An 18,467-nucleotide genomic window follows, 5' to 3' on the forward strand; every position below is an offset into this window, starting at 1 on the left:
CAGTGCATCAGGAAAAACCGTTTGGCAGGTTTTACGACTGCTGCGCAGCCGAGCGGGAGCGCCACAATGGTGGGCAAGCCTTGAGTGAGCAGCGTTGCGCTCCCGCAGTGGAGGATTTTGGTGGCTATTTATTTACGCGCCACAATCACCGCCCGCATCGGCGCCGGCAGACCTTCGATGGTCTTGCTGTGGTCGGCGGGGTCGAGGAAGTCGCTTAGCGACTGATACTTCATCCATTCGGTACCGCGCTGTTCTTCCACGGTGGTCAGGCTCACGTCCACGCAACGCACATCGCTGAACCCGGCGCGGCGCAACCAGCGTTCCAGGGCCGGTACCGAGGGCAGGAACCATACGTTGCGCATCTGCGCGTAGCGATCTTCGGGTACCAGCACCTGATGTTCATCCCCTTCGATCACCAGGGTTTCCAACACCAGTTCGCCGCCCTTGACCAGGCAGTCCTTGAGGGCCAGCAGGTGTTCGATGGGCGAACGACGGTGGTAGAAAACGCCCATGGAAAACACCGTGTCGAAGCCTTCCAACTCCGCCGGCAAGGCCTCGAACGGAAACGGCAGGTGCCAGGCGTTGGGCTGCGAAAGGTAGCGTTGCACGGCCTGGAACTGGCAGAAGAACAGCCAGTTGGGGTCGACACCGATCACGGTGTCGGCCCCGGCGCCGAGCATCCGCCACATGTAGTAACCGTTGCCGCAGCCCACATCGAGGATGCGTTTGCCCTTGAGATCCAAATGCGGCGCTACCCGCGACCACTTCCAGTCCGAGCGCCACTCGGTGTCCACGTGCACGCCGAACAGGTCGAACGGCCCCTTGCGCCATGGCGACAGGCCCATCAGTGCCGTACGCATCTGGGCGCGGGTTTCGTCGGAGCAATCGGTATCGAGGGTCAGGCCGTTCAGCAAGTCGATCTCGCTTGGCTGCAGCACCGGCAAGGCGTCGAGGGCGCTTTGCCAGCGCTCCAGGTCGCCATGGCCCTTTTCCATTTTGCTGTCGAGTTGCGCTTGTAGCGTCGCGGCCCAATCGGCCAGGGGGGTGCCGGCCAGGTGACGGGCGAGGGGAGACAGATCAATCATGGCAGGGCAATCAACGAGGCGAAGTTAAGACACTGGAACCACGGCACGACTTTCGAGAACCCGGCCGCCAGCAGGCGTTCGCGGTGTTCTTCGAGGCTGTCGGGCTTCATGACGTTTTCGATGGCGCTGCGTTTCTGGGCAATTTCCAGTTCGCTGTAGCCATTGGCGCGCTTGAACGCCACATGCAGGTCGTTGAGCAACGCATGTTCCTCGGTATCGTTGAAGCGCAGCTTCTCCGAAAGAATCAGGGCACCGCCGGGCAGCAGCGATTGGCGGATGCGGCCCAACAGCGCAGTGCGTTGGTCCGGTGCGATGAATTGCAGGGTGAAATTCAGCGCCACCACTGAGGCCGGCTGGAAGGTCAGGGCGAGGATGTCGCCTTCAATCACTTCCACCGGCAGCAGTTCCTGGAACATCGAGTCCTGGCCGTTGAGATATTCCCGGCAGCGCTCGACCATCGCTGCCGAGTTATCCACTGCCATCACCCGGCAACCGTCGGTGCGCACATGACGGCGCAGCGCCTGGGTCACCGCGCCCAGGGATGAACCCAGGTCATAGAGCACGCTGTTGGGTTGGGCGAATTGTGCGGCGAGCACGCCGAGGTTCTCGACAATGGTCGGGTAACCCGGCACCGAACGCTTGATCATGTCCGGAAACACCCGCACCACGTCCTCGTTGAAGGCGAAGTCAGGCACTTGGGCCAGGGGTTGGGCGAATAGACGATCGGGCTCTTTGCTCACGGTGGTTCCAGCGGCATGGGTGGTGAAAAGGCCGGCATTTTAACCAAAAAACCTGTGGGAGCGAGCTTGCTCGCGATTGGGGTGGTTCAGCCAGCCATAATGTTGGCTGACAGACAGCTATCGCGAGCAAGCTCGCTCCCACATTATTTGGCTCAGTGTGGCTTTCGGGCGAACGCCGACGCTGTAATGCCCCATTGGCCTAGCCAATAACTGATGATGATCAGGTAAGGCGCGGCATGGAAGGGCGCCACGAACCGGTTGATACCAATCACACTGTCGGAAAAAACAAACGCCAGCGCCCCGGCGGCAGCCAGCCAGGCCGAGCGTTTCGGCACTTCGCTGCCCAGTCGCGCCAGCGCTCGCCAGAGCATGGCGCTGATGACCAGGCCATAGACAATGACGGGAACCAACAGCGGTCCGAGGCCGTTCGACACCAGGATCCCCAACAGCACCGCGCCGATACCCAACGCCAGGGCCAGCGGCAGCAGCGCTGGGCGACGACAGTCGCTGAGGTAGGCTTTCAGGTAGGCCAGGTGTGCCAACAGAAATGCGCCGAGGCCGAACACGAACAGGTCCCCCGGCCAAGCCAGCAACACATCGCCCACCAGTGAGCAGATCAAGCCCAGGCTGATCCAGCGTCGATACTCGCGGGGTGGCGCATCGTGCAGCCAGCCGAGCAGGGCCAGCACCGGCATCGGCTTGACCAGCAGGCATAGCAGCGTGGCGTGTACGGTCAGGCCGTACAGGTAGGCGGCTGCGCCCATCAGTGCAAGGATCAGCCACCCCACGGTCAATTCACCGCAATGGCGCAGTCGAAGGTTTCCACGGGCGGCACTTCCGGTGCCCAAGGTTGTTGATAGGTCAGGCGCAAACGACCGGTGCCGGCGCTGAACGCCTGGAAGCGCCAGGTCGACACACCGGCGGCGCCGACGATGCCGGCATCTTCAGGATTACGATAAACCTCCGGCCCCAGGGCCTTCAGCACGCCGCCCGCCGAATCCTGGATCGCCCAGCGATAGCCGGTGGTGGGGTTGCTGGGCAAGCTCAGGATCAGGTTTTGTCCACTGTTGAGTCGCACCGGGCACTGGCTCAGTTTTTCCACGGTCACGTTGTGTTTCGATTGCGTGGCGCAGGCGCTCAATAGGGCGAGGCTGACAAGGACAAGCAGGCGAGTGAGGGACATAAGGGCAACGGCTCCGGCATTCACGACGAACGGCGAGCATAACCGAAGATGCTACTGGGTGTGTCAGGTGAGCAAGTGTTGTTGCTGATGACGCCATCGCGAGCAAGCTCGCTCCCACAGGGTTTGGTGTGGATCACACATTCTGTGAACGACACAAATCCACTGTGGGAGCGAGCCTGCTCGCGAAGGCGGCAGTCCAGGCGCTACAGGATGATCAGAACAACACCTTGGCCACATCGGCAAACCGCTTGGCAAAGTGCACCGTCACACCTTCCTTGAGGTAGTCCGGCAGTTCTTCGAAGTTGCCCCGGTTGGCTTCCGGCAGGATCAGTTCGTTGATTTTCTGCCGGCGCGCCGCGATCACCTTCTCACGCACCCCGCCAATCGGCAGCACATGCCCGGTGAGGGTCAGTTCGCCGGTCATGGCCACGCCTTTTTTCGGCGGCTGGTTGCGGGCCAGGGACAGCAAGGCGCTGGCCATGGTCACCCCGGCACTTGGGCCATCCTTGGGCGTGGCGCCTTCCGGTACGTGCAGGTGGACGAAGGCTTCATCGAAAAATTTCGGGTCGCCACCAAATTGCTTCAAATGCGAGCTGACGTAGCTGTGGGCGATTTCCGCCGACTCCTTCATCACTTCCCCCAATTGCCCGGTCAGCTTGAAGCCGCGGTTGAGGGTGTGGATGCGTGTCGCTTCGATCGGCAAGGTGGCGCCGCCCATGCTGGTCCAGGCCAGGCCGGTAATCACGCCGATGCCAGACAAGACCTGCTCGTTACGGAACACCGGTTTGCCCAGGGACGCCTCCAGGTCTTTCGGCCCAAGCTTGATGACGGCCTTCGGGTCATCGATCAGTTTCATGACGGCCTTGCGCACCAGTTTGCCCAGTTGTTTCTCCAGTTGCCGCACCCCAGCTTCACGGGCATAGCCGTCGATCAGGGCCTTGAGGGCGCTGTCGTTGATACTCAAGCTGCCCTTGGACACACCGGCCTTGGCCAACTGCTTGGGCCACAAGTGGCGCTTGGCGATGGCGACTTTTTCTTCGGTGATGTAGCCCGACAGGCGGATCACTTCCATCCGGTCCAGCAGTGGGCCGGGGATTGAGTCCAGGGTGTTGGCGGTGCAGACGAAGAGCACTTTCGACAGGTCCAGGCGCAGGTCCAGGTAGTGGTCGAGAAACTCGACGTTCTGTTCCGGGTCGAGGGTCTCCAGCAGGGCCGACGCCGGGTCGCCCTGGTAGCTCTGGCCCATCTTGTCGATCTCGTCGAGCATGATCACCGGGTTCATCACTTCGACGTCCTTGAGTGCCTGCACCAGCTTGCCCGGCTGTGCCCCGATGTAGGTGCGCCGATGGCCCTTGATCTCCGCCTCGTCGCGCATGCCGCCGACGCTGAAACGGTAGAACGGCCGCCCCAGGGATTCGGCAATGGACTTGCCGACGCTGGTCTTGCCCACGCCCGGCGGACCCACCAGCAGCACGATGGAGCCGCTGATTTCGCCTTTGTAGGCACCGACGGCGAGGAATTCCAGGATACGGTCCTTGATGTCATCCAGGCCGGCGTGGTGCTGGTCGAGAACCTTGCGGGCATGCTTGAGGTCAAGCTTGTCCTGGCCGAACACACCCCACGGCACCGAAGTCGCCCAATCGAGGTAATTGCGGGTGACGGCGTATTCCGGCGAGCCGGTTTCCAGGATGGAGAGCTTGTTCATCTCCTCTTCGATGCGCTTCTGCGCCTGGGCCGACAGGGTCTTGCCTTCCAGGCGTTGCTCGAATTGTTCGAGGTCGGCGCTGCGGTCGTCCTTGGTCAGCCCCAGCTCTTGCTGGATGACCTTGAGCTGCTCCTTGAGGAAGAACTCGCGCTGATGTTCGCCGATCTTGTTGTTGACCTCGGCGGAAATCTCTTTCTGCAGCCGCGCCACTTCGACTTCCTTGCGCAGCATCGGCAGCACTTTTTCCATGCGCTTGAGCATCGGCACGCAGTCGAGCACTTCCTGCAACTCACTGCCGGTGGCGGAGGTGAGGGCGGCGGCGAAGTCGGTCAGCGGCGAAGGGTCGTTGGGACTGAAGCGGTTGAGGTAGTTCTTCAGCTCCTCGCTGTACAGCGGATTGAGCGGCAGCAGTTCCTTGATCGCATTGATCAGCGCCATGCCGTAGGCCTTGACCTCGTCGGTCGGCTCGCTTGGCTGGTGTGGGTATTCGACCTCCACCAGATAGGGCGGGCGGTGGTGCTTGAGCCAGGTGCGGATGCGCACGCGTGTCAGGCCCTGGGCAACGAACTGCAGTTTGCCGGCCTCGCGGCTGGCGTGATGCACCTTGACCAGCGTGCCATACAGCGGCAGTGCCGAGGTGTCGAAGTGGCGCGGGTCTTCCTGGGGCGAGTCCATGAAGAACAGCGCCAGGGAGTGATGGTCGGACTTGGCCACCAGTTCCAGGGTTTCGGCCCAGGGTTCTTCATTGACGATGACCGGCAACACCTGGGCCGGGAAGAACGGGCGATTGTGGATGGGAATGATGTAGACCTTGTCCGGCAGGTTCTGGCCAGGCAGGGCCAGGCCGGTGCCGGAGGAGGTGTGTTCGATGTGTTCTGAGTCAGCGTAATCGTTGGTGGCTTCAGTCGAGTGCTGGTCGCTCATGGGGCACCTGCGCAATGGAGTATGGGTCTTAGATGGGGCAGGCGGAGGGTGGTTTCAATGGCGGGTGATTGTTAGCGGTTATTTCATTGGACGGTGTTCAGGCATTTGACAGGTTCAGGGCCGGGCCTGTCGTCAGGCCCGGCCCCCTGTTCAAACGACCCTGTTCAAATCGTTATGGCGTGTCTCTTTCAGGCACAACACGGCGATCACACTGAGCACCGCAGCCCCCGACACATAGCCCCCAACGTAGCTCAGGCCGCCCATTGCCACCAGTTTCTGGGCGAAGAACGGCGCTGCCGAGGCGCCGACGATGCCGCCCAGGTTGTAGGCCGCCGACGCGCCGGTATAGCGCACATGGGTTGGGAACAGCTCCGGCAGCAAGGCGCCCATGGGCGCGAAGGTCACGCCCATCAGGAACAGCTCTATGCACAGGAACAGCGCCACGCCTGCGGTCGAGCCGTGGGTCAGCAAGGGTTCCATGGCGAAACCCGAGGCAATCGCCAGCACACCGCCGATCAGCAGCACCGGTTTGCGCCCGTAGCGGTCGCTGGCCCAGGCCGACAAGGGCGTGGCGGCGGCCATGAACAGCACAGCAAAGCACAGCAGGCCCAGGAACGTCTCGCGGCTGTAGCCGAGGGTGGCCACGCCGTAGCTCAGGGAAAACACCGTCGAGATGTAGAAGAGCGCGTAACACACCACCATGGCTGCCGCGCCCAGCAACGTCGGTGCCCAGTATTGGCTGAACAGCTCGACCAAGGGGATTTTCACTCGTTCCTGACGGGCCATGGCATTGGCGAATACCGGGGTTTCATGGAGCTTGAGCCGCACATAGAGGCCGACGAGCACCAGCACCGCGCTGAGCAGGAAGGGGATCCGCCAGCCCCAGGAACGAAACTGCTCGTCGTCCAGGGTCATGGCCAGGGTCAGGAACAGCCCGTTGGCCGCCAGGAAGCCGATGGAGGGTCCCAGTTGCGGGAACATGCCGAACCAGGCGCGCTTGCCCTTGGGGGCGTTCTCGGTGGCGAGCAACGCCGCGCCGCCCCATTCACCGCCCAACCCAAGGCCCTGGCCGAAGCGCAGCAAGCACAGCAGGATCGGCGCCCAGGCGCCAATACTGGCGTAACCGGGCAGCACGCCGATGAGGGTGGTGCACACGCCCATCAGCAACAGGGACGCCACCAGCGTGGACTTGCGCCCGATCCGGTCACCGAAGTGGCCGAACAGCGCCGATCCCAGTGGGCGGGCGAGGAAGGCGATGCCGAAGGTCAGAAAGGACGACAGCATCTGTGCCGTGCCTGAGGTTTGTGGGAAGAACACCGGCCCGATCACCAGGGCGGCGGCCGTGGCGTAGACGTAGAAGTCGTAGAACTCGATGGCGGTGCCGATGAAACTCGCGGTCGCCACGCGGGTGGCGGAGTTCGTCGGCTGGGCAGGCACTGCCTCGTTGCAAGTGGTGGTTGTCATGCAGTTATCCCTGACAGTCATGTGCTCCGTTGGAGCGAATTATTATGGTTGAACGCCCAGGGATGTGGGCAGGTGTCCTTTTCGCTGTTTCGGGTAGGAACAGTCGCAGGCTGATGCGGATTTTGCCGATGGTCTGGCCGGAACCGGCTAAGTGCGGGTAAGCACAGGGTTCGGGCGGGGCTGGGTAAGCGGCTTGAGTATAGGAAGGGGGCTAACGAATCAACAAGTGAGCCTGCACACATTCGTGACGCTTGCGCAGAACCCTGTGGCGAGGGAGCTTGCTCCCGCTGGGCTGCGAAGCAGCCCCAAAGCAGAAACCCCAACCTGCCTGACACACCGCTTTATCAGATTTCAGGGCTGCTGCGCAGCCCAGCGGGAGCAAGCTCCCTCGCCACAGGGGCGATCCTGCATCCGGTCCAAACAGGAGCTTCAGGAAACGGCAGGCACCGAACTGTTATGCCACACCAGCACTTGGCTGACGCGGTTGTCCACGGTCTCGATGATTTCCAGCCTATAACGGCCGATCTTCAGGCATACCGGGCTTTCCGGGATGGTTTCCAGCGCTTCGGTCACCAGCCCGTTGAGGGTCTTGGGGCCGTCGCAAGGTAGATGCCAGCCCAGGGTCCTGTTCAGTTCGCGGATCGACGCGGCGCCATCGATCATCAAGCGCCCATCGGGCTGGGGATGGACGTGGGGGTTGTCGAGGCTGTGCTGGCTTTCGAATTCACCGACGATTTCTTCGAGAATGTCTTCCAGGGTGACGATGCCCAGCACTTCGCCGTATTCGTCCACCACCATGCCCAGGCGCCGTTGCTGCTTGTGGAAATTCAACAATTGCAGCTGCAGCGGCGTGCTTTCGGGCACGAAGTAAGGTTCGTGGCAGGCGGCCAGCAGTGCTTCCTTGGTGAGGCTCGCGTCCGCCAGCAGATGACGGATCTGGCGGGTGTTGAGCACCGCCTCGACCTGATTGATATCGCTGTGGAACACCGGCAGGCGTGTACGCCGGTTCAGGCGCAACTGTTCAATGATGTCGCCAATGGGGTCGTCGAGGTTGATGCCATCGACTTCGCTGCGCGGCAGCAGGATGTCATTGACGGTAATGTTGTCCAGGGCATGGATGCCGGAAATCGTGTGCAGCCGGCTGTTGCGGTGCTCCGGCTCGTGCTCATTGTGCGCAGGAGCGGGCATCTCGTCGTCGCTTTGCTGTACCACGCTGCGCTTGCGGGCAAATGGGCGCAGCAGCAACTGACTGATGCCATTCAACAGCCAGGCAAAGGGGTAAAGAATCTTCAGGGGCACGCCAAGCAGGGCATTGCCGAGTGTCAGCACCGCATCGGGCTGGCGGACGGCCAGGGTGCGCGGCAGGTAATCGGCGAAGACCAGCAGGGCCGCACTGGTGCCGAGCCAGGCCATCCAGGGACCGTTTTCCAGCCAGGTAAAAATCGCCAGCAACGTGCCGATCACCACGGCCAGGGTGCGGCAGAGGGTATTGCACAGAATCAGGCTGTCCCGGGGGAAATTCAGCGTCACCAGCGGTTTGTCGTTGGCGCGCGAGGCCTTGCGTTGGGCCAGCAGGTGCAGTTGGGCGGCTTCGATCGCGGTAAACAGGGCCGACCAGAGGATCAGCACGACCAACACAGCGAACAGCGGCCCCACGGGCAAGGTATCCATCAGGGCCGTCCGTCAGATATGCAGGATGTATTCACGGACCAGCTTGCTGCCGAAGTAAGCCAGCATCAGCAAGCAGAAACCGGCCAGGGTCCAGCGAATCGCCTTATGACCACGCCAGCCGAGACGGTTGCGGCCCCACAGCAGCACGCTGAACACCACCCACGCCAGGCAGGCCAGCAGGGTTTTGTGCACCAGATGCTGGGCGAACAGGTTCTCGACGAACAGCCAGCCGGAGAGCAGCGACAGCGACAGCAGGGTCCAGCCGGCCCAGAGGAAGCCGAACAGCAGGCTTTCCATGGTTTGCAGCGGCGGGAAGTTGCGGATCAGCCCTGACGGGTGCTTGTGCTTGAGTTGGTGATCCTGCACCAGCAGCAGCAACGCCTGGAACACCGCGATGGTGAACAGGCCGTAGGCGAGGATCGACAGCAGGATGTGGGCCAGGATGCCGGGCTCTTCGTCGATGATCTGCACCGTGCCCGACGGCGCGAACTGCGCCAGCAGCACCGTGGCCAGCCCTAGCGGGAAAAGCAGCACCAGCAGGTTTTCCACCGGGATGCGCGAGCAAGCCACCAGCGTCAGGGCGATCACGGCCACGGCGATCAGGCTGGCGGCATTGAAAAAGTCCAGGCCCAGGCCGATCGGCGTCATCAAATGGGTATAAAGGCTGGCCGCATGGCCGAGCACCGCCAGCACGCCAAGCGTGACCAGCAGGCGTTTGTTCGCCTTGGCGCCGGTGGCCAGGCGGGTGCCTTGATAGAGGGTCGCAGCGGCATAGAGGCAGGCGGCGGCGAGAGTGGCAAGCAAACTGGGTGACAAGGGGAGCATAAATCCTGTTAGGCAAGCCCGAAAGGCGCTGAGTTTGGCATAGAATCCCCACCGCACGAAAGACCACCGCAACTGACAGCGAGCTGTACGTCGCACGCTTCTTCGCTATAATCCGCGACCTGCCCACGCCGCAGGCTCGCCGAGCACATTTTTCACGGTCTGGGCCGCCATTATCCCGGTCTTATCTGGGCCTGAAAGGATCGCGCATGTTTGAAAACCTAACCGACCGTCTCTCGCAGACGCTGCGCCATGTCACCGGCAAGGCGAAACTGACCGAGGACAACATCAAAGACACCTTGCGCGAAGTGCGCATGGCGTTGCTTGAAGCCGACGTCGCCCTGCCGGTGGTCAAGGACTTCGTCAATTCGGTCAAGGAACGCGCCGTCGGCACCGAGGTGTCGCGCAGCCTGACGCCAGGCCAGGCGTTCGTGAAGATCGTCCAGGCCGAACTCGAAAGCCTGATGGGCGCCGCCAACGAAGACCTGAACCTGAGCGCCGTGCCACCCGCCGTGGTGTTGATGGCCGGTCTGCAGGGCGCGGGCAAGACCACGACGGTCGGCAAGCTGGCGCGCTTCCTTAAAGAGCGCAAGAAGAAGTCGGTGATGGTGGTGTCCGCGGACATCTATCGTCCGGCGGCGATCAAGCAACTGGAAACCCTGGCCAACGACATCGGCGTGACGTTCTTCCCGTCCGACCTGAGCCAGAAGCCGGTGGACATCGCCCAGGCGGCAATTAAAGAAGCAAAGCTCAAGTTCATCGACGTGGTCATCGTCGATACCGCCGGTCGCCTGCACATCGATGAAGAGATGATGGGCGAGATCAAGGCGCTGCATGCCGCGATCAACCCGGTGGAAACCCTGTTCGTGGTCGATGCGATGACCGGCCAGGACGCGGCCAACACCGCCAAGGCGTTCGGTGATGCGCTGCCGCTGACCGGCGTGATCCTGACCAAGGTCGATGGCGACGCCCGTGGCGGTGCCGCACTGTCGGTACGCGCCATCACCGGCAAGCCGATCAAGTTCATCGGTATGGGCGAAAAGAGTGAGGCCCTCGAACCGTTTCACCCCGAGCGTATCGCTTCGCGTATCCTGGGCATGGGCGACGTGCTCAGCCTGATCGAGCAGGCCGAACAGACCCTCGACAAGGACAAGGCCGATAAACTGGCCAAGAAGCTGAAGAAGGGCAAGGGCTTCGACCTCGAAGACTTCCGCGACCAGCTGCAGCAAATGAAGAACATGGGCGGCCTCGGCGGACTCATGGACAAACTGCCGAACATCGGTGGCGTGAACCTGGCGCAGATGGGCAACGCCCAGGGCGCGGCTGAGAAGCAGTTCAAGCAGATGGAAGCCATCATCAACTCCATGACCCCGGCCGAGCGCCGCGACCCTGAGCTGATCAGCGGTTCGCGCAAACGCCGTATCGCCATGGGTTCCGGCACCCAGGTGCAGGACATCGGCCGCTTGATCAAGCAGCACAAGCAGATGCAGAAGATGATGAAGAAATTCTCCGCAAAAGGCGGAATGGCCAAGATGATGCGCGGCATGGGCGGTATGTTGCCCGGCGGTGGCATGCCCAAGATGTAAAGAATCCAGGCGCCGGCAGTCATGCCGGTGCCGCCCACGGGGACGTGGGATCTCCAGCCAACCCGCCTGCGGCGGGAGCTGACCGTGGCAGATCTGAATGGCATGCGGGTTAGGTGCCGGAAAAAGACATTTGCAAAAGTCTGGATATTCCTTAGAATATGCGGCCTTTCGGGCACCTATGCCCGCTGTGCATTTAGATTTGCAGCACCGACTACAGGAACGATGTTCACATGCTAACAATCCGTCTTGCCCTTGGCGGCTCCAAAAAGCGCCCGTTTTACCACCTGACCGTAACCGACAGCCGCAACCCGCGTGACGGTTCCCACAAGGAACAGGTTGGTTTCTTCAACCCTGTTGCCCGTGGTCAGGAAGTTCGTCTGTCCGTGAACCAAGAGCGCGTAGCCTACTGGCTGAGCGTTGGTGCACAACCTTCTGAGCGTGTTGCTCAGTTGTTGAAGGAAACGGCTAAGGCTGCGGCCTGAGCAATATGAACGCGACGCCAAAAGATGCTGATGATTTGATCGTTGTTGGCAAGATCTATTCTGTTCATGGCGTTCGCGGCGAAGTGAAGGTGTATTCCTTTACTGATCCGATCAAAAACCTGTTGGAGTACAAAACCTGGACGCTCAAGCGCGAAGGTAGCGTGAAACAGGTTGAGCTGGTCAGCGGACGCGGGAACGACAAGTTCCTGGTCGCAAAGCTCAAGGATCTCGATGATCGTGAAGAAGCGCGTCTTCTTGCCGGTTATGAGATCTGCGTGCCGCGCAACCTGTTCCCTGAACTGACCGACGGCGAGTACTACTGGTACCAGCTGGTGGGTCTGAAGGTCATCGACCACCTCGGGCAATTGCTCGGGAAAATCGATCACCTGCTCGAGACCGGTTCGAACGATGTCATGGTGGTCAAGCCTTGCGTCGGCAGCCTGGATGATCGCGAACGCCTGTTGCCCTATACCGAGCAATGCGTGTTGGCCGTCGACCTTGCGGCAGGCGAGATGAAGGTGGAATGGGATGCGGATTTCTAAACGTGGCTAATTTGCGCGTTGAAGTCATCACATTGTTTCCCGAGATGTTTTCCGCCATCAGCGAGTACGGCATAACCAGCCGCGCGGTGAAACAGGAGCTGTTGCAGCTTACCTGTTGGAATCCGCGGGACTACACCACGGATCGGCATCACACTGTGGACGATCGCCCGTTTGGCGGTGGTCCGGGCATGGTGATGAAGATCAAGCCCCTGGAAGACGCTCTGGTTCAGGCCAGAACCGCTGCAGGGGAAGGTGCGAAGGTAATTTACCTGTCGCCCCAAGGCCGTCAGCTGACTCAGTCGGCGGTCCGCGAGCTGGCGAATCTGGATGCATTGATCCTGATTGCCGGCCGTTATGAAGGCATCGACGAGCGTTTCATTGAAGCTCATGTCGATGAAGAGTGGTCGATTGGCGACTATGTACTGTCTGGCGGCGAGCTGCCGGCGATGGTCCTGATCGATGCGGTTACACGACTGCTGCCTGGAGCTTTAGGGCATGCAGATTCCGCTGAGGAAGATTCCTTTACGGATGGTCTGCTGGATTGCCCGCACTACACCCGACCGGAGGTGTATGCGGATCAGCGTGTTCCCGACGTGTTGCTAAGTGGCAACCACGCGCACATCCGGCGTTGGCGTTTACAGCAGTCCCTTGGTCGGACCTATGAACGACGCGCCGATCTTCTGGAAAGCCGCTCGCTTTCTGGAGAAGAGAAGAAGCTGCTCGAGGAATACATCCGCGAGCGGGACGATAGTTAACAACGTATCGATGGTAAGTCCGACGACTTGCCTTAGGAGCACAGCATGACTAACAAAATCATCCTTGCACTCGAAGCAGAGCAGATGACCAAAGAAATCCCTACCTTTGCCCCGGGCGACACCATTGTCGTTCAGGTGAAAGTGAAGGAAGGCGACCGTTCGCGTCTGCAAGCGTTCGAAGGTGTTGTTATCGCCAAGCGTAACCGTGGCGTGAACAGTGCTTTCACCGTTCGTAAAATCTCCAACGGTGTTGGCGTAGAGCGTACTTTCCAGACCTACAGCCCGCAAATCGACAGCATGGCAGTGAAGCGTCGCGGTGACGTGCGTAAAGCCAAGCTGTACTACCTGCGTGACCTGTCCGGTAAAGCAGCTCGCATCAAGGAAAAACTGGCTTAAGTCCAGCTTCCGATGCAAAAAAAGCAGCCTGCGGGCTGCTTTTTTGTTGCCTGCGATTTGGTCTTTGAGCACCCTGCATACCTTCATTTCTATTTCGATGCCGCCTGCGTTCGCATCCTTCATGAGTTTTTATGCCAGCCATCGATCACCCGTTGATAGACCAGTTTCTCGACACCTTGTGGCTGGAAAAGGGTCTGTCCGATAACACCCGCGATGCCTACCGCAGCGACCTGGCCCTGTTTAACGGTTGGCTGCAGGAAAAAGGCCTGGAACTGGCCAACGCCGGGCGGGAGTTGATCCTCGATCACCTGGCATGGCGTTTGGAACAGAACTACAAGCCGCGATCCACCGCACGATTTCTTTCCGGCCTACGTGGGTTTTATCGCTATCTGCTGCGGGAAAAGCTGATCTCGGTGGATCCAACCTTGCGTGTGGAGATGCCACAACTGGGGCGTCCACTGCCCAAGTCCCTGTCGGAAGCCGATGTGGAGGCATTGCTGGCAGCGCCGGACCTCAGCGAAGCCATCGGCCAGCGCGACCGGGCCATGCTGGAGGTGTTGTACGCTTGCGGCCTGCGGGTTACCGAGTTGATCAGCCTGACGCTGGAGCAGGTCAACCTGCGCCAGGGCGTATTGCGTGTGATGGGCAAGGGCAGCAAGGAACGCTTGGTGCCCATGGGTGAAGAAGCCATCGTCTGGGTTGAACGCTACATGCGCGATGCCCGCCATGAACTGCTGGGCGGGCGTCCCAGCGACGTATTGTTCCCAAGCCTGCGTGGCGAGCAGATGACCCGCCAGACCTTCTGGCACCGCATCAAGCACCAGGCCAAGGTGGCCGGGATCGGCAAGTCCCTCTCGCCCCATACCTTGCGCCATGCCTTCGCCACACACCTGCTCAATCACGGCGCCGACTTGCGGGTGGTGCAGATGCTGCTGGGCCACAGCGACCTGTCCACCACCCAGATCTACACCCATGTGGCCCGGGCGCGATTGCAGGACTTGCACGCCAAGCATCACCCGCGCGGCTGACATCTGCCGTGATGTTGTCAATGCTGACGTCATCGCGAGCAAGCTCGCTCCCACATCTCGGACGTGTGCCGGGCCGCAATTGTGCGTCCACCACAAATCCCCTGTGGGAGCGAGCTTGCTCGCGATGACGGCGTGTCAGCCGACATCAATCCTGTGTGTGCTTAGAAAACGTCTTGCGACAGCTGCATTCGGCCACGCGGGCCTTATGTGGTAGGCTTTGCCGGTTTGCACAGTGGGCGGCCGGAACTCGAATCTGCGGGTCGGCGTTTCCCCGTCCCATTTGTTCGCCTCAGGAGTCCCCATGCGTTTGATCCAGATGTTCACCGCCGCCGCCATTGCGTTGGCCAGTACCTTTGCCATCGCCGACGACGCGGCCGACAAGGCTATCCGCAAGAGCCTGGAAAACCTTCAGCTCGAAGTGCCGATCGAAACCATCTCCGCCAGCCCCATGGCCGGTCTGTATGAGATCAAGCTCAAGGGCAGCCGTGTGCTTTACGCCAGCGCCGACGGCCAGTACATCGTCCAGGGCAACCTCTTTGAGCTCAAGGGCGGCAAGCCGGTCAATCTCACCGAGCTGACCGAGCGCCAGGGCGTTTCCAAACTGATCAACGGCATTCCGGTTGCCGAAACCGTGGTTTACCCTGCGGTGGGTGAAACCAAGTCCCACATCACGGTATTCACCGACACCACCTGCCCGTATTGCCACAAGCTTCATGCCGAAGTACCGGAGCTGAACAAGCGCGGTATCGAAGTGCGTTACGTCGCGTTCCCGCGCCAGGGCCTGGGCTCGCCGGGTGACGAACAGTTGCAGGCGGTCTGGTGTTCCAAGGACAAGAAAGCGGCCATGGACAAAATGGTCGACGGCAAGGAAATCAAGGCCGCCAAGTGCGAGAACCCGGTTTCCAAGCAGTTCGCCCTCGGACAGTCAATAGGTGTGAACGGTACGCCAGCGATTGTTTTGGCGGACGGTCAGGTAATTCCGGGCTACCAGCCGGCGCCACAAGTCGCCAAACTGGCCCTTGGCGCGAAATGAAATGATGATGGGCGGTCGGTTTCTGAAGATCTCGGCTCGGCGAAAACCTTCGTCGGGCCGTTAAACACTGAGTCGCGTTACTGCGCGGCTGTATTTCACGGCCGACCTTGCGTCGGCCGTTTCATGGGGAGTCAAGAGTGAATCCGGTCAAAGTAGGCATCTGTGGGTTAGGTACCGTCGGTGGCGGCACCTTCAACGTACTTCAGCGCAACGCCGAGGAAATTTCTCGTCGTGCCGGGCGTGGAATCGAAGTGGCACAAATTGCCATGCGCACGCCAAAGCCTCAGTTCCAGACGACCGGTATTGCGATTACCAACGATGTCTTCGAAGTGGCCACGAACCCTGAGATCGACATCGTCATAGAGCTGATGGGCGGCTATACCGTTGCCCGCGAGCTGGTACTCAAGGCCATCGAGAATGGCAAGCATGTGGTCACCGCGAACAAGGCGCTTATCGCTGTTCACGGTAATGAGATTTTCGCCAAGGCTCGCGAGAAGGGCGTGATCGTTGCGTTCGAAGCCGCCGTGGCCGGTGGTATTCCAGTGATCAAGGCGATCCGTGAAGGATTGTCCGCCAACCGCATCAACTGGGTGGCCGGGATCATCAACGGCACCGGTAACTTCATCCTTACCGAAATGCGCGAGAAGGGTCGCACCTTCGAAGACGTGCTCGCCGAAGCCCAGGCCCTGGGTTATGCCGAAGCCGATCCGACCTTCGACGTGGAAGGCATCGACGCGGCGCACAAGCTGACCATCCTGGCGTCCATCGCCTTCGGTATTCCGCTGCAGTTCGACAAGGCGTACACCGAAGGCATCACCAAGCTGACCACCGCTGACGTGAACTACGCCGAAGCCTTGGGCTACCGCATCAAGCACCTGGGTGTGGCTCGCAGCACCGCCAGCGGCATCGAGCTGCGCGTGCACCCGACGCTGATCCCGGCCGACCGCCTGATCGCCAACGTCAACGGCGTGATGAACGCGGTGATGGTCAACGGCGATGCCGCTGGCTCGACCCTGTTCTATGGCGCCGGTGCCGGCATGGAACCGACGGCTTCCTCGGTGGTGGCCGACCTGGTGGATGTGGTTCGTGCCATGACCTCCGATCCGGAAAACCGTGTGCCACACCTGGCTTTCCAACCGGACTCGTTGTCGGACCATCCGATCCTGCCGATCGAAGCGTGCGAAAGTGCCTACTACCTGCGTATCCAGGCCAAGGATCATCCGGGCGTCCTGGCCCAGGTGGCGAGCATTCTTTCGGAGCGTGGTATCAACATTGAGTCGATCATGCAGAAAGAAGTGGAGGAGCACGACGGCCTGGTGCCGATGATCCTGCTGACCCACCGTGTGGTCGAGCAGCGTATCAATGATGCGATCACTGCGCTGGAGGCCCTGCAGGGCGTGGTGGGGCCGGTGGTCCGTATCCGCGTCGAGCATTTGAATTGAAGCAGCTGCAAGCGCCAAGTTAAAAGCTGCAAGTTAAATCAATACAGCTGCAAGCCATGAGCTGCAAGCTACAAGTAAAGCCCCGCCGCTTTTAACTTGTAGCTTGTAGCTTGAAGCTCGAAGCTCAAACCAAAGGTTTGCCCCCATGCGCTATATCAGCACCCGCGGCCAGGCTCCGGCCCTGAATTTCGAAGAAGTCCTGCTGGCCGGCCTGGCCACGGACGGCGGCCTCTATGTGCCGGAAAGCCTGCCGCGTTTCACCCAGGAAGAAATTGCCTCCTGGGCCGGCCTGCCGTATCACGAGTTGGCCTTCCGGGTGATGCGCCCGTTCGTCACCGGCAGCATCCCCGACGCCGATTTCAAGAAGATTCTGGAAGAGACCTACAGCGTCTTTTCCCACAACGCCATCGCACCGTTGCGTCAGCTCAACGGTAACGAATGGGTGATGGAGCTGTTCCACGGCCCGACCCTGGCATTCAAGGACTTCGCCCTGCAATTGCTCGGTCGTCTGCTGGACTACGTGTTGCAAAAGCGTGGCGAGCGGGTGGTCATTGTCGGTGCCACCTCCGGCGACACCGGGTCGGCCGCCATCGAAGGCTGCAAGCATTGCGAGAACGTCGACATTTTCATCCTGCACCCGCACAACCGTGTCTCGGAAGTGCAGCGTCGGCAGATGACGACGATTTTCGGCGATAACATCCACAACATTGCCATCGAAGGCAACTTCGATGACTGCCAGGAAATGGTCAAGGCCAGTTTTGCCGACCAGGGTTTCCTCAAGGGTACGCGGTTGGTGGCGGTGAACTCGATCAACTGGGCGCGGATCATGGCCCAGATCGTTTATTACTTCCACGCGGCCCTGCAATTGGGCGGCCCGGCCCGTTCAGTGTCGTTCTCGGTGCCCACCGGCAACTTCGGCGATATCTTCGCCGGTTACCTGGCGCGCAACATGGGGCTACCGATCAATCAGTTGATCGTCGCCACCAATCGCAACGACATCCTGCATCGCTTCATGAGCGGTAACCAGTACGTCAAGGAAACCCTGCACGCCACGCTGTCGCCGTCCATGGACATCATGGTGTCGTCGAACTTCGAGCGCCTGCTGTTCGACCTGCACGGTCGCAATGGCGCGGCGATTGCTGGCCTGATGGACAGTTTCCGCCAGGGTGGTGGTTTCAGCGTCGAGCCCGAGCGCTGGACCGAAGCCCGCAAGCTGTTCGATTCCCTGGCGGTAGACGACGCGCAAACCTGCGAAACCATTGCCGAAGTGTTCGCACAGAGCGGTGAACTGCTCGATCCGCACACGGCTATCGGCGTGAAAGCCGCCCGTGAGTGCCGTCGCAGCCTGGACATTCCGATGGTGATCCTGGGCACTGCGCATCCGGTTAAGTTTCCGGATGCAGTGCTGAAGGCCGGCGTAGGAAAAGCACTTGAGCTACCTGCACATCTTTCTGATTTGTTTGAGCGAGATGAGCGTTGCACCGTGTTGCCCAACGACCTGAAAGCCGTGCAGGCCTTTGTCAGCCAGCATGGCAACCGCGGCAAGCCACTCTAACCGCTGAAGCCTGTCACATTTTGAAGCCCGTCTCCTGACGGGCTTTCTTGTTTC

Annotated in this window: 17 protein-coding genes; 9 read left to right on the forward strand and 8 right to left on the reverse strand. The window is 60.7% G+C overall.

The features are described 5' to 3' along the window. Positions 1 to 128: 128 nt before the first annotated feature. The 8 genes from cmoB to QNH97_RS05160 all read right to left on the reverse strand — a co-directional run bounded on the left by cmoB (position 129) and on the right by QNH97_RS05160 (position 9,597). The gene (gene cmoB, locus QNH97_RS05125) at positions 129 to 1,085 is read right to left on the reverse strand and encodes a tRNA 5-methoxyuridine(34)/uridine 5-oxyacetic acid(34) synthase CmoB (protein ID WP_283555889.1); all 957 of its coding nucleotides are present in this window, start codon (positions 1,083 to 1,085) and stop codon (positions 129 to 131) included. Continuing rightward, on the reverse strand, positions 1,082 to 1,825 hold the full coding sequence (gene cmoA / locus QNH97_RS05130) for a carboxy-S-adenosyl-L-methionine synthase CmoA (protein WP_283555890.1): 744 nt from the start codon (positions 1,823 to 1,825) through the stop codon (positions 1,082 to 1,084). Before cmoA ends, cmoB begins: the two co-directional genes overlap by 4 nt. A 152-nt stretch (positions 1,826 to 1,977) precedes the next feature. Beyond that, positions 1,978 to 2,613, reverse strand: a complete 636-nt coding sequence (locus QNH97_RS05135) for a lysoplasmalogenase (protein WP_283555891.1) — start codon at positions 2,611 to 2,613, stop codon at positions 1,978 to 1,980. Positions 2,614 to 2,615: 2 nt separating this feature from the next. Beyond that, positions 2,616 to 3,008, reverse strand: a complete 393-nt coding sequence (locus QNH97_RS05140) for a protease inhibitor I42 family protein (RefSeq protein WP_283555892.1) — start codon at positions 3,006 to 3,008, stop codon at positions 2,616 to 2,618. Positions 3,009 to 3,222: 214 nt separating this feature from the next. Beyond that, complete coding sequence (gene lon, locus QNH97_RS05145; RefSeq protein ID WP_283555893.1) at positions 3,223 to 5,637, reverse strand: endopeptidase La; 2,415 nt, start codon at positions 5,635 to 5,637, stop codon at positions 3,223 to 3,225. A 150-nt stretch (positions 5,638 to 5,787) separates the two neighbouring features. Then, complete coding sequence (locus tag QNH97_RS05150; RefSeq protein ID WP_283555894.1) at positions 5,788 to 7,101, reverse strand: MFS transporter; 1,314 nt, start codon at positions 7,099 to 7,101, stop codon at positions 5,788 to 5,790. A gap of 429 nt (positions 7,102 to 7,530) precedes the next feature. Further along, the gene (locus QNH97_RS05155; RefSeq protein WP_283555895.1) at positions 7,531 to 8,772 is read right to left on the reverse strand and encodes an HlyC/CorC family transporter; all 1,242 of its coding nucleotides are present in this window, start codon (positions 8,770 to 8,772) and stop codon (positions 7,531 to 7,533) included. A 12-nt stretch (positions 8,773 to 8,784) separates the two neighbouring features. Further along, on the reverse strand, positions 8,785 to 9,597 hold the full coding sequence (locus QNH97_RS05160) for a cytochrome C assembly family protein (RefSeq protein ID WP_283555896.1): 813 nt from the start codon (positions 9,595 to 9,597) through the stop codon (positions 8,785 to 8,787). 206 nt (positions 9,598 to 9,803) lie between these two features. Here QNH97_RS05160 and ffh point away from each other — a divergent pair, with 206 nt between their 5' ends. From ffh to thrC, 9 genes are all read left to right on the forward strand, one after another. Then, positions 9,804 to 11,180 carry a signal recognition particle protein gene (ffh, locus tag QNH97_RS05165; protein ID WP_025212041.1) on the forward strand — a complete coding sequence of 459 codons (1,377 nt, stop codon included), beginning with the start codon at positions 9,804 to 9,806 and terminating at the stop codon, positions 11,178 to 11,180. Between the two features lie 230 nt (positions 11,181 to 11,410). Next, positions 11,411 to 11,662, forward strand: coding sequence for a 30S ribosomal protein S16 (gene rpsP, locus QNH97_RS05170; RefSeq protein ID WP_025212042.1), 252 nt, complete (start codon positions 11,411 to 11,413; stop codon positions 11,660 to 11,662). Positions 11,663 to 11,667: 5 nt separating this feature from the next. Beyond that, positions 11,668 to 12,204, forward strand: a complete 537-nt coding sequence (gene rimM / locus QNH97_RS05175) for a ribosome maturation factor RimM (protein ID WP_025212043.1) — start codon at positions 11,668 to 11,670, stop codon at positions 12,202 to 12,204. Further along, the gene (gene trmD / locus QNH97_RS05180) at positions 12,186 to 12,959 is read left to right on the forward strand and encodes a tRNA (guanosine(37)-N1)-methyltransferase TrmD (protein ID WP_205929660.1); all 774 of its coding nucleotides are present in this window, start codon (positions 12,186 to 12,188) and stop codon (positions 12,957 to 12,959) included. The genes rimM and trmD overlap by 19 nt, the downstream gene beginning before the upstream one ends. Positions 12,960 to 13,004: 45 nt before the next feature. After that, entirely contained in the window at positions 13,005 to 13,355 is a 351-nt protein-coding gene (gene rplS, locus QNH97_RS05185; RefSeq protein WP_003175895.1) for a 50S ribosomal protein L19, read from the forward strand. A 131-nt stretch (positions 13,356 to 13,486) separates the two neighbouring features. Next, on the forward strand, positions 13,487 to 14,383 hold the full coding sequence (xerD, locus tag QNH97_RS05190; protein WP_283555897.1) for a site-specific tyrosine recombinase XerD: 897 nt from the start codon (positions 13,487 to 13,489) through the stop codon (positions 14,381 to 14,383). 301 nt (positions 14,384 to 14,684) lie between these two features. Next, positions 14,685 to 15,416, forward strand: a complete 732-nt coding sequence (gene dsbC / locus QNH97_RS05195; RefSeq protein WP_283555898.1) for a bifunctional protein-disulfide isomerase/oxidoreductase DsbC — start codon at positions 14,685 to 14,687, stop codon at positions 15,414 to 15,416. Positions 15,417 to 15,553: 137 nt separating this feature from the next. Continuing rightward, positions 15,554 to 16,858 (forward strand): homoserine dehydrogenase, encoded by a 1,305-nt coding sequence (locus QNH97_RS05200; RefSeq protein ID WP_025212046.1) that lies wholly within the window; start codon positions 15,554 to 15,556, stop codon positions 16,856 to 16,858. Positions 16,859 to 17,003: 145 nt separating this feature from the next. Next, a complete protein-coding gene (gene thrC / locus QNH97_RS05205) occupies positions 17,004 to 18,413 on the forward strand; it encodes a threonine synthase (RefSeq protein WP_283555899.1) in 1,410 nt (469 codons plus the stop codon). Positions 18,414 to 18,467 lie beyond the last annotated feature (54 nt).

It is taken from the genome of Pseudomonas sp. G2-4, assembly GCF_030064125.1.
In the GTDB taxonomy this organism is placed as follows: Bacteria; Pseudomonadota; Gammaproteobacteria; order Pseudomonadales; family Pseudomonadaceae; genus Aquipseudomonas.

Excerpts from the sequence above, each read along its gene's own strand:
- cmoB (WP_283555889.1), bottom strand. The coding sequence starts at position 1,085 with ATGATTGATCTGTCTCCCCTCGCCCGTCACCTGGCCGGCACCCCCCTG.
- QNH97_RS05140 (WP_283555892.1), bottom strand. The coding sequence starts at position 3,008 with ATGTCCCTCACTCGCCTGCTTGTCCTTGTCAGCCTCGCCCTATTGAGC.
- lon (WP_283555893.1), bottom strand. The coding sequence starts at position 5,637 with ATGAGCGACCAGCACTCGACTGAAGCCACCAACGATTACGCTGACTCA.
- QNH97_RS05150 (WP_283555894.1), bottom strand. The coding sequence starts at position 7,101 with ATGACAACCACCACTTGCAACGAGGCAGTGCCTGCCCAGCCGACGAAC.
- QNH97_RS05155 (WP_283555895.1), bottom strand. The coding sequence starts at position 8,772 with ATGGATACCTTGCCCGTGGGGCCGCTGTTCGCTGTGTTGGTCGTGCTG.
- QNH97_RS05160 (WP_283555896.1), bottom strand. The coding sequence starts at position 9,597 with ATGCTCCCCTTGTCACCCAGTTTGCTTGCCACTCTCGCCGCCGCCTGC.
- ffh (WP_025212041.1), top strand. The coding sequence starts at position 9,804 with ATGTTTGAAAACCTAACCGACCGTCTCTCGCAGACGCTGCGCCATGTC.
- rpsP (WP_025212042.1), top strand. The coding sequence starts at position 11,411 with ATGCTAACAATCCGTCTTGCCCTTGGCGGCTCCAAAAAGCGCCCGTTT.
- rimM (WP_025212043.1), top strand. The coding sequence starts at position 11,668 with ATGAACGCGACGCCAAAAGATGCTGATGATTTGATCGTTGTTGGCAAG.
- trmD (WP_205929660.1), top strand. The coding sequence starts at position 12,186 with ATGGGATGCGGATTTCTAAACGTGGCTAATTTGCGCGTTGAAGTCATC.
- rplS (WP_003175895.1), top strand. The coding sequence starts at position 13,005 with ATGACTAACAAAATCATCCTTGCACTCGAAGCAGAGCAGATGACCAAA.
- xerD (WP_283555897.1), top strand. The coding sequence starts at position 13,487 with ATGCCAGCCATCGATCACCCGTTGATAGACCAGTTTCTCGACACCTTG.
- dsbC (WP_283555898.1), top strand. The coding sequence starts at position 14,685 with ATGCGTTTGATCCAGATGTTCACCGCCGCCGCCATTGCGTTGGCCAGT.
- thrC (WP_283555899.1), top strand. The coding sequence starts at position 17,004 with ATGCGCTATATCAGCACCCGCGGCCAGGCTCCGGCCCTGAATTTCGAA.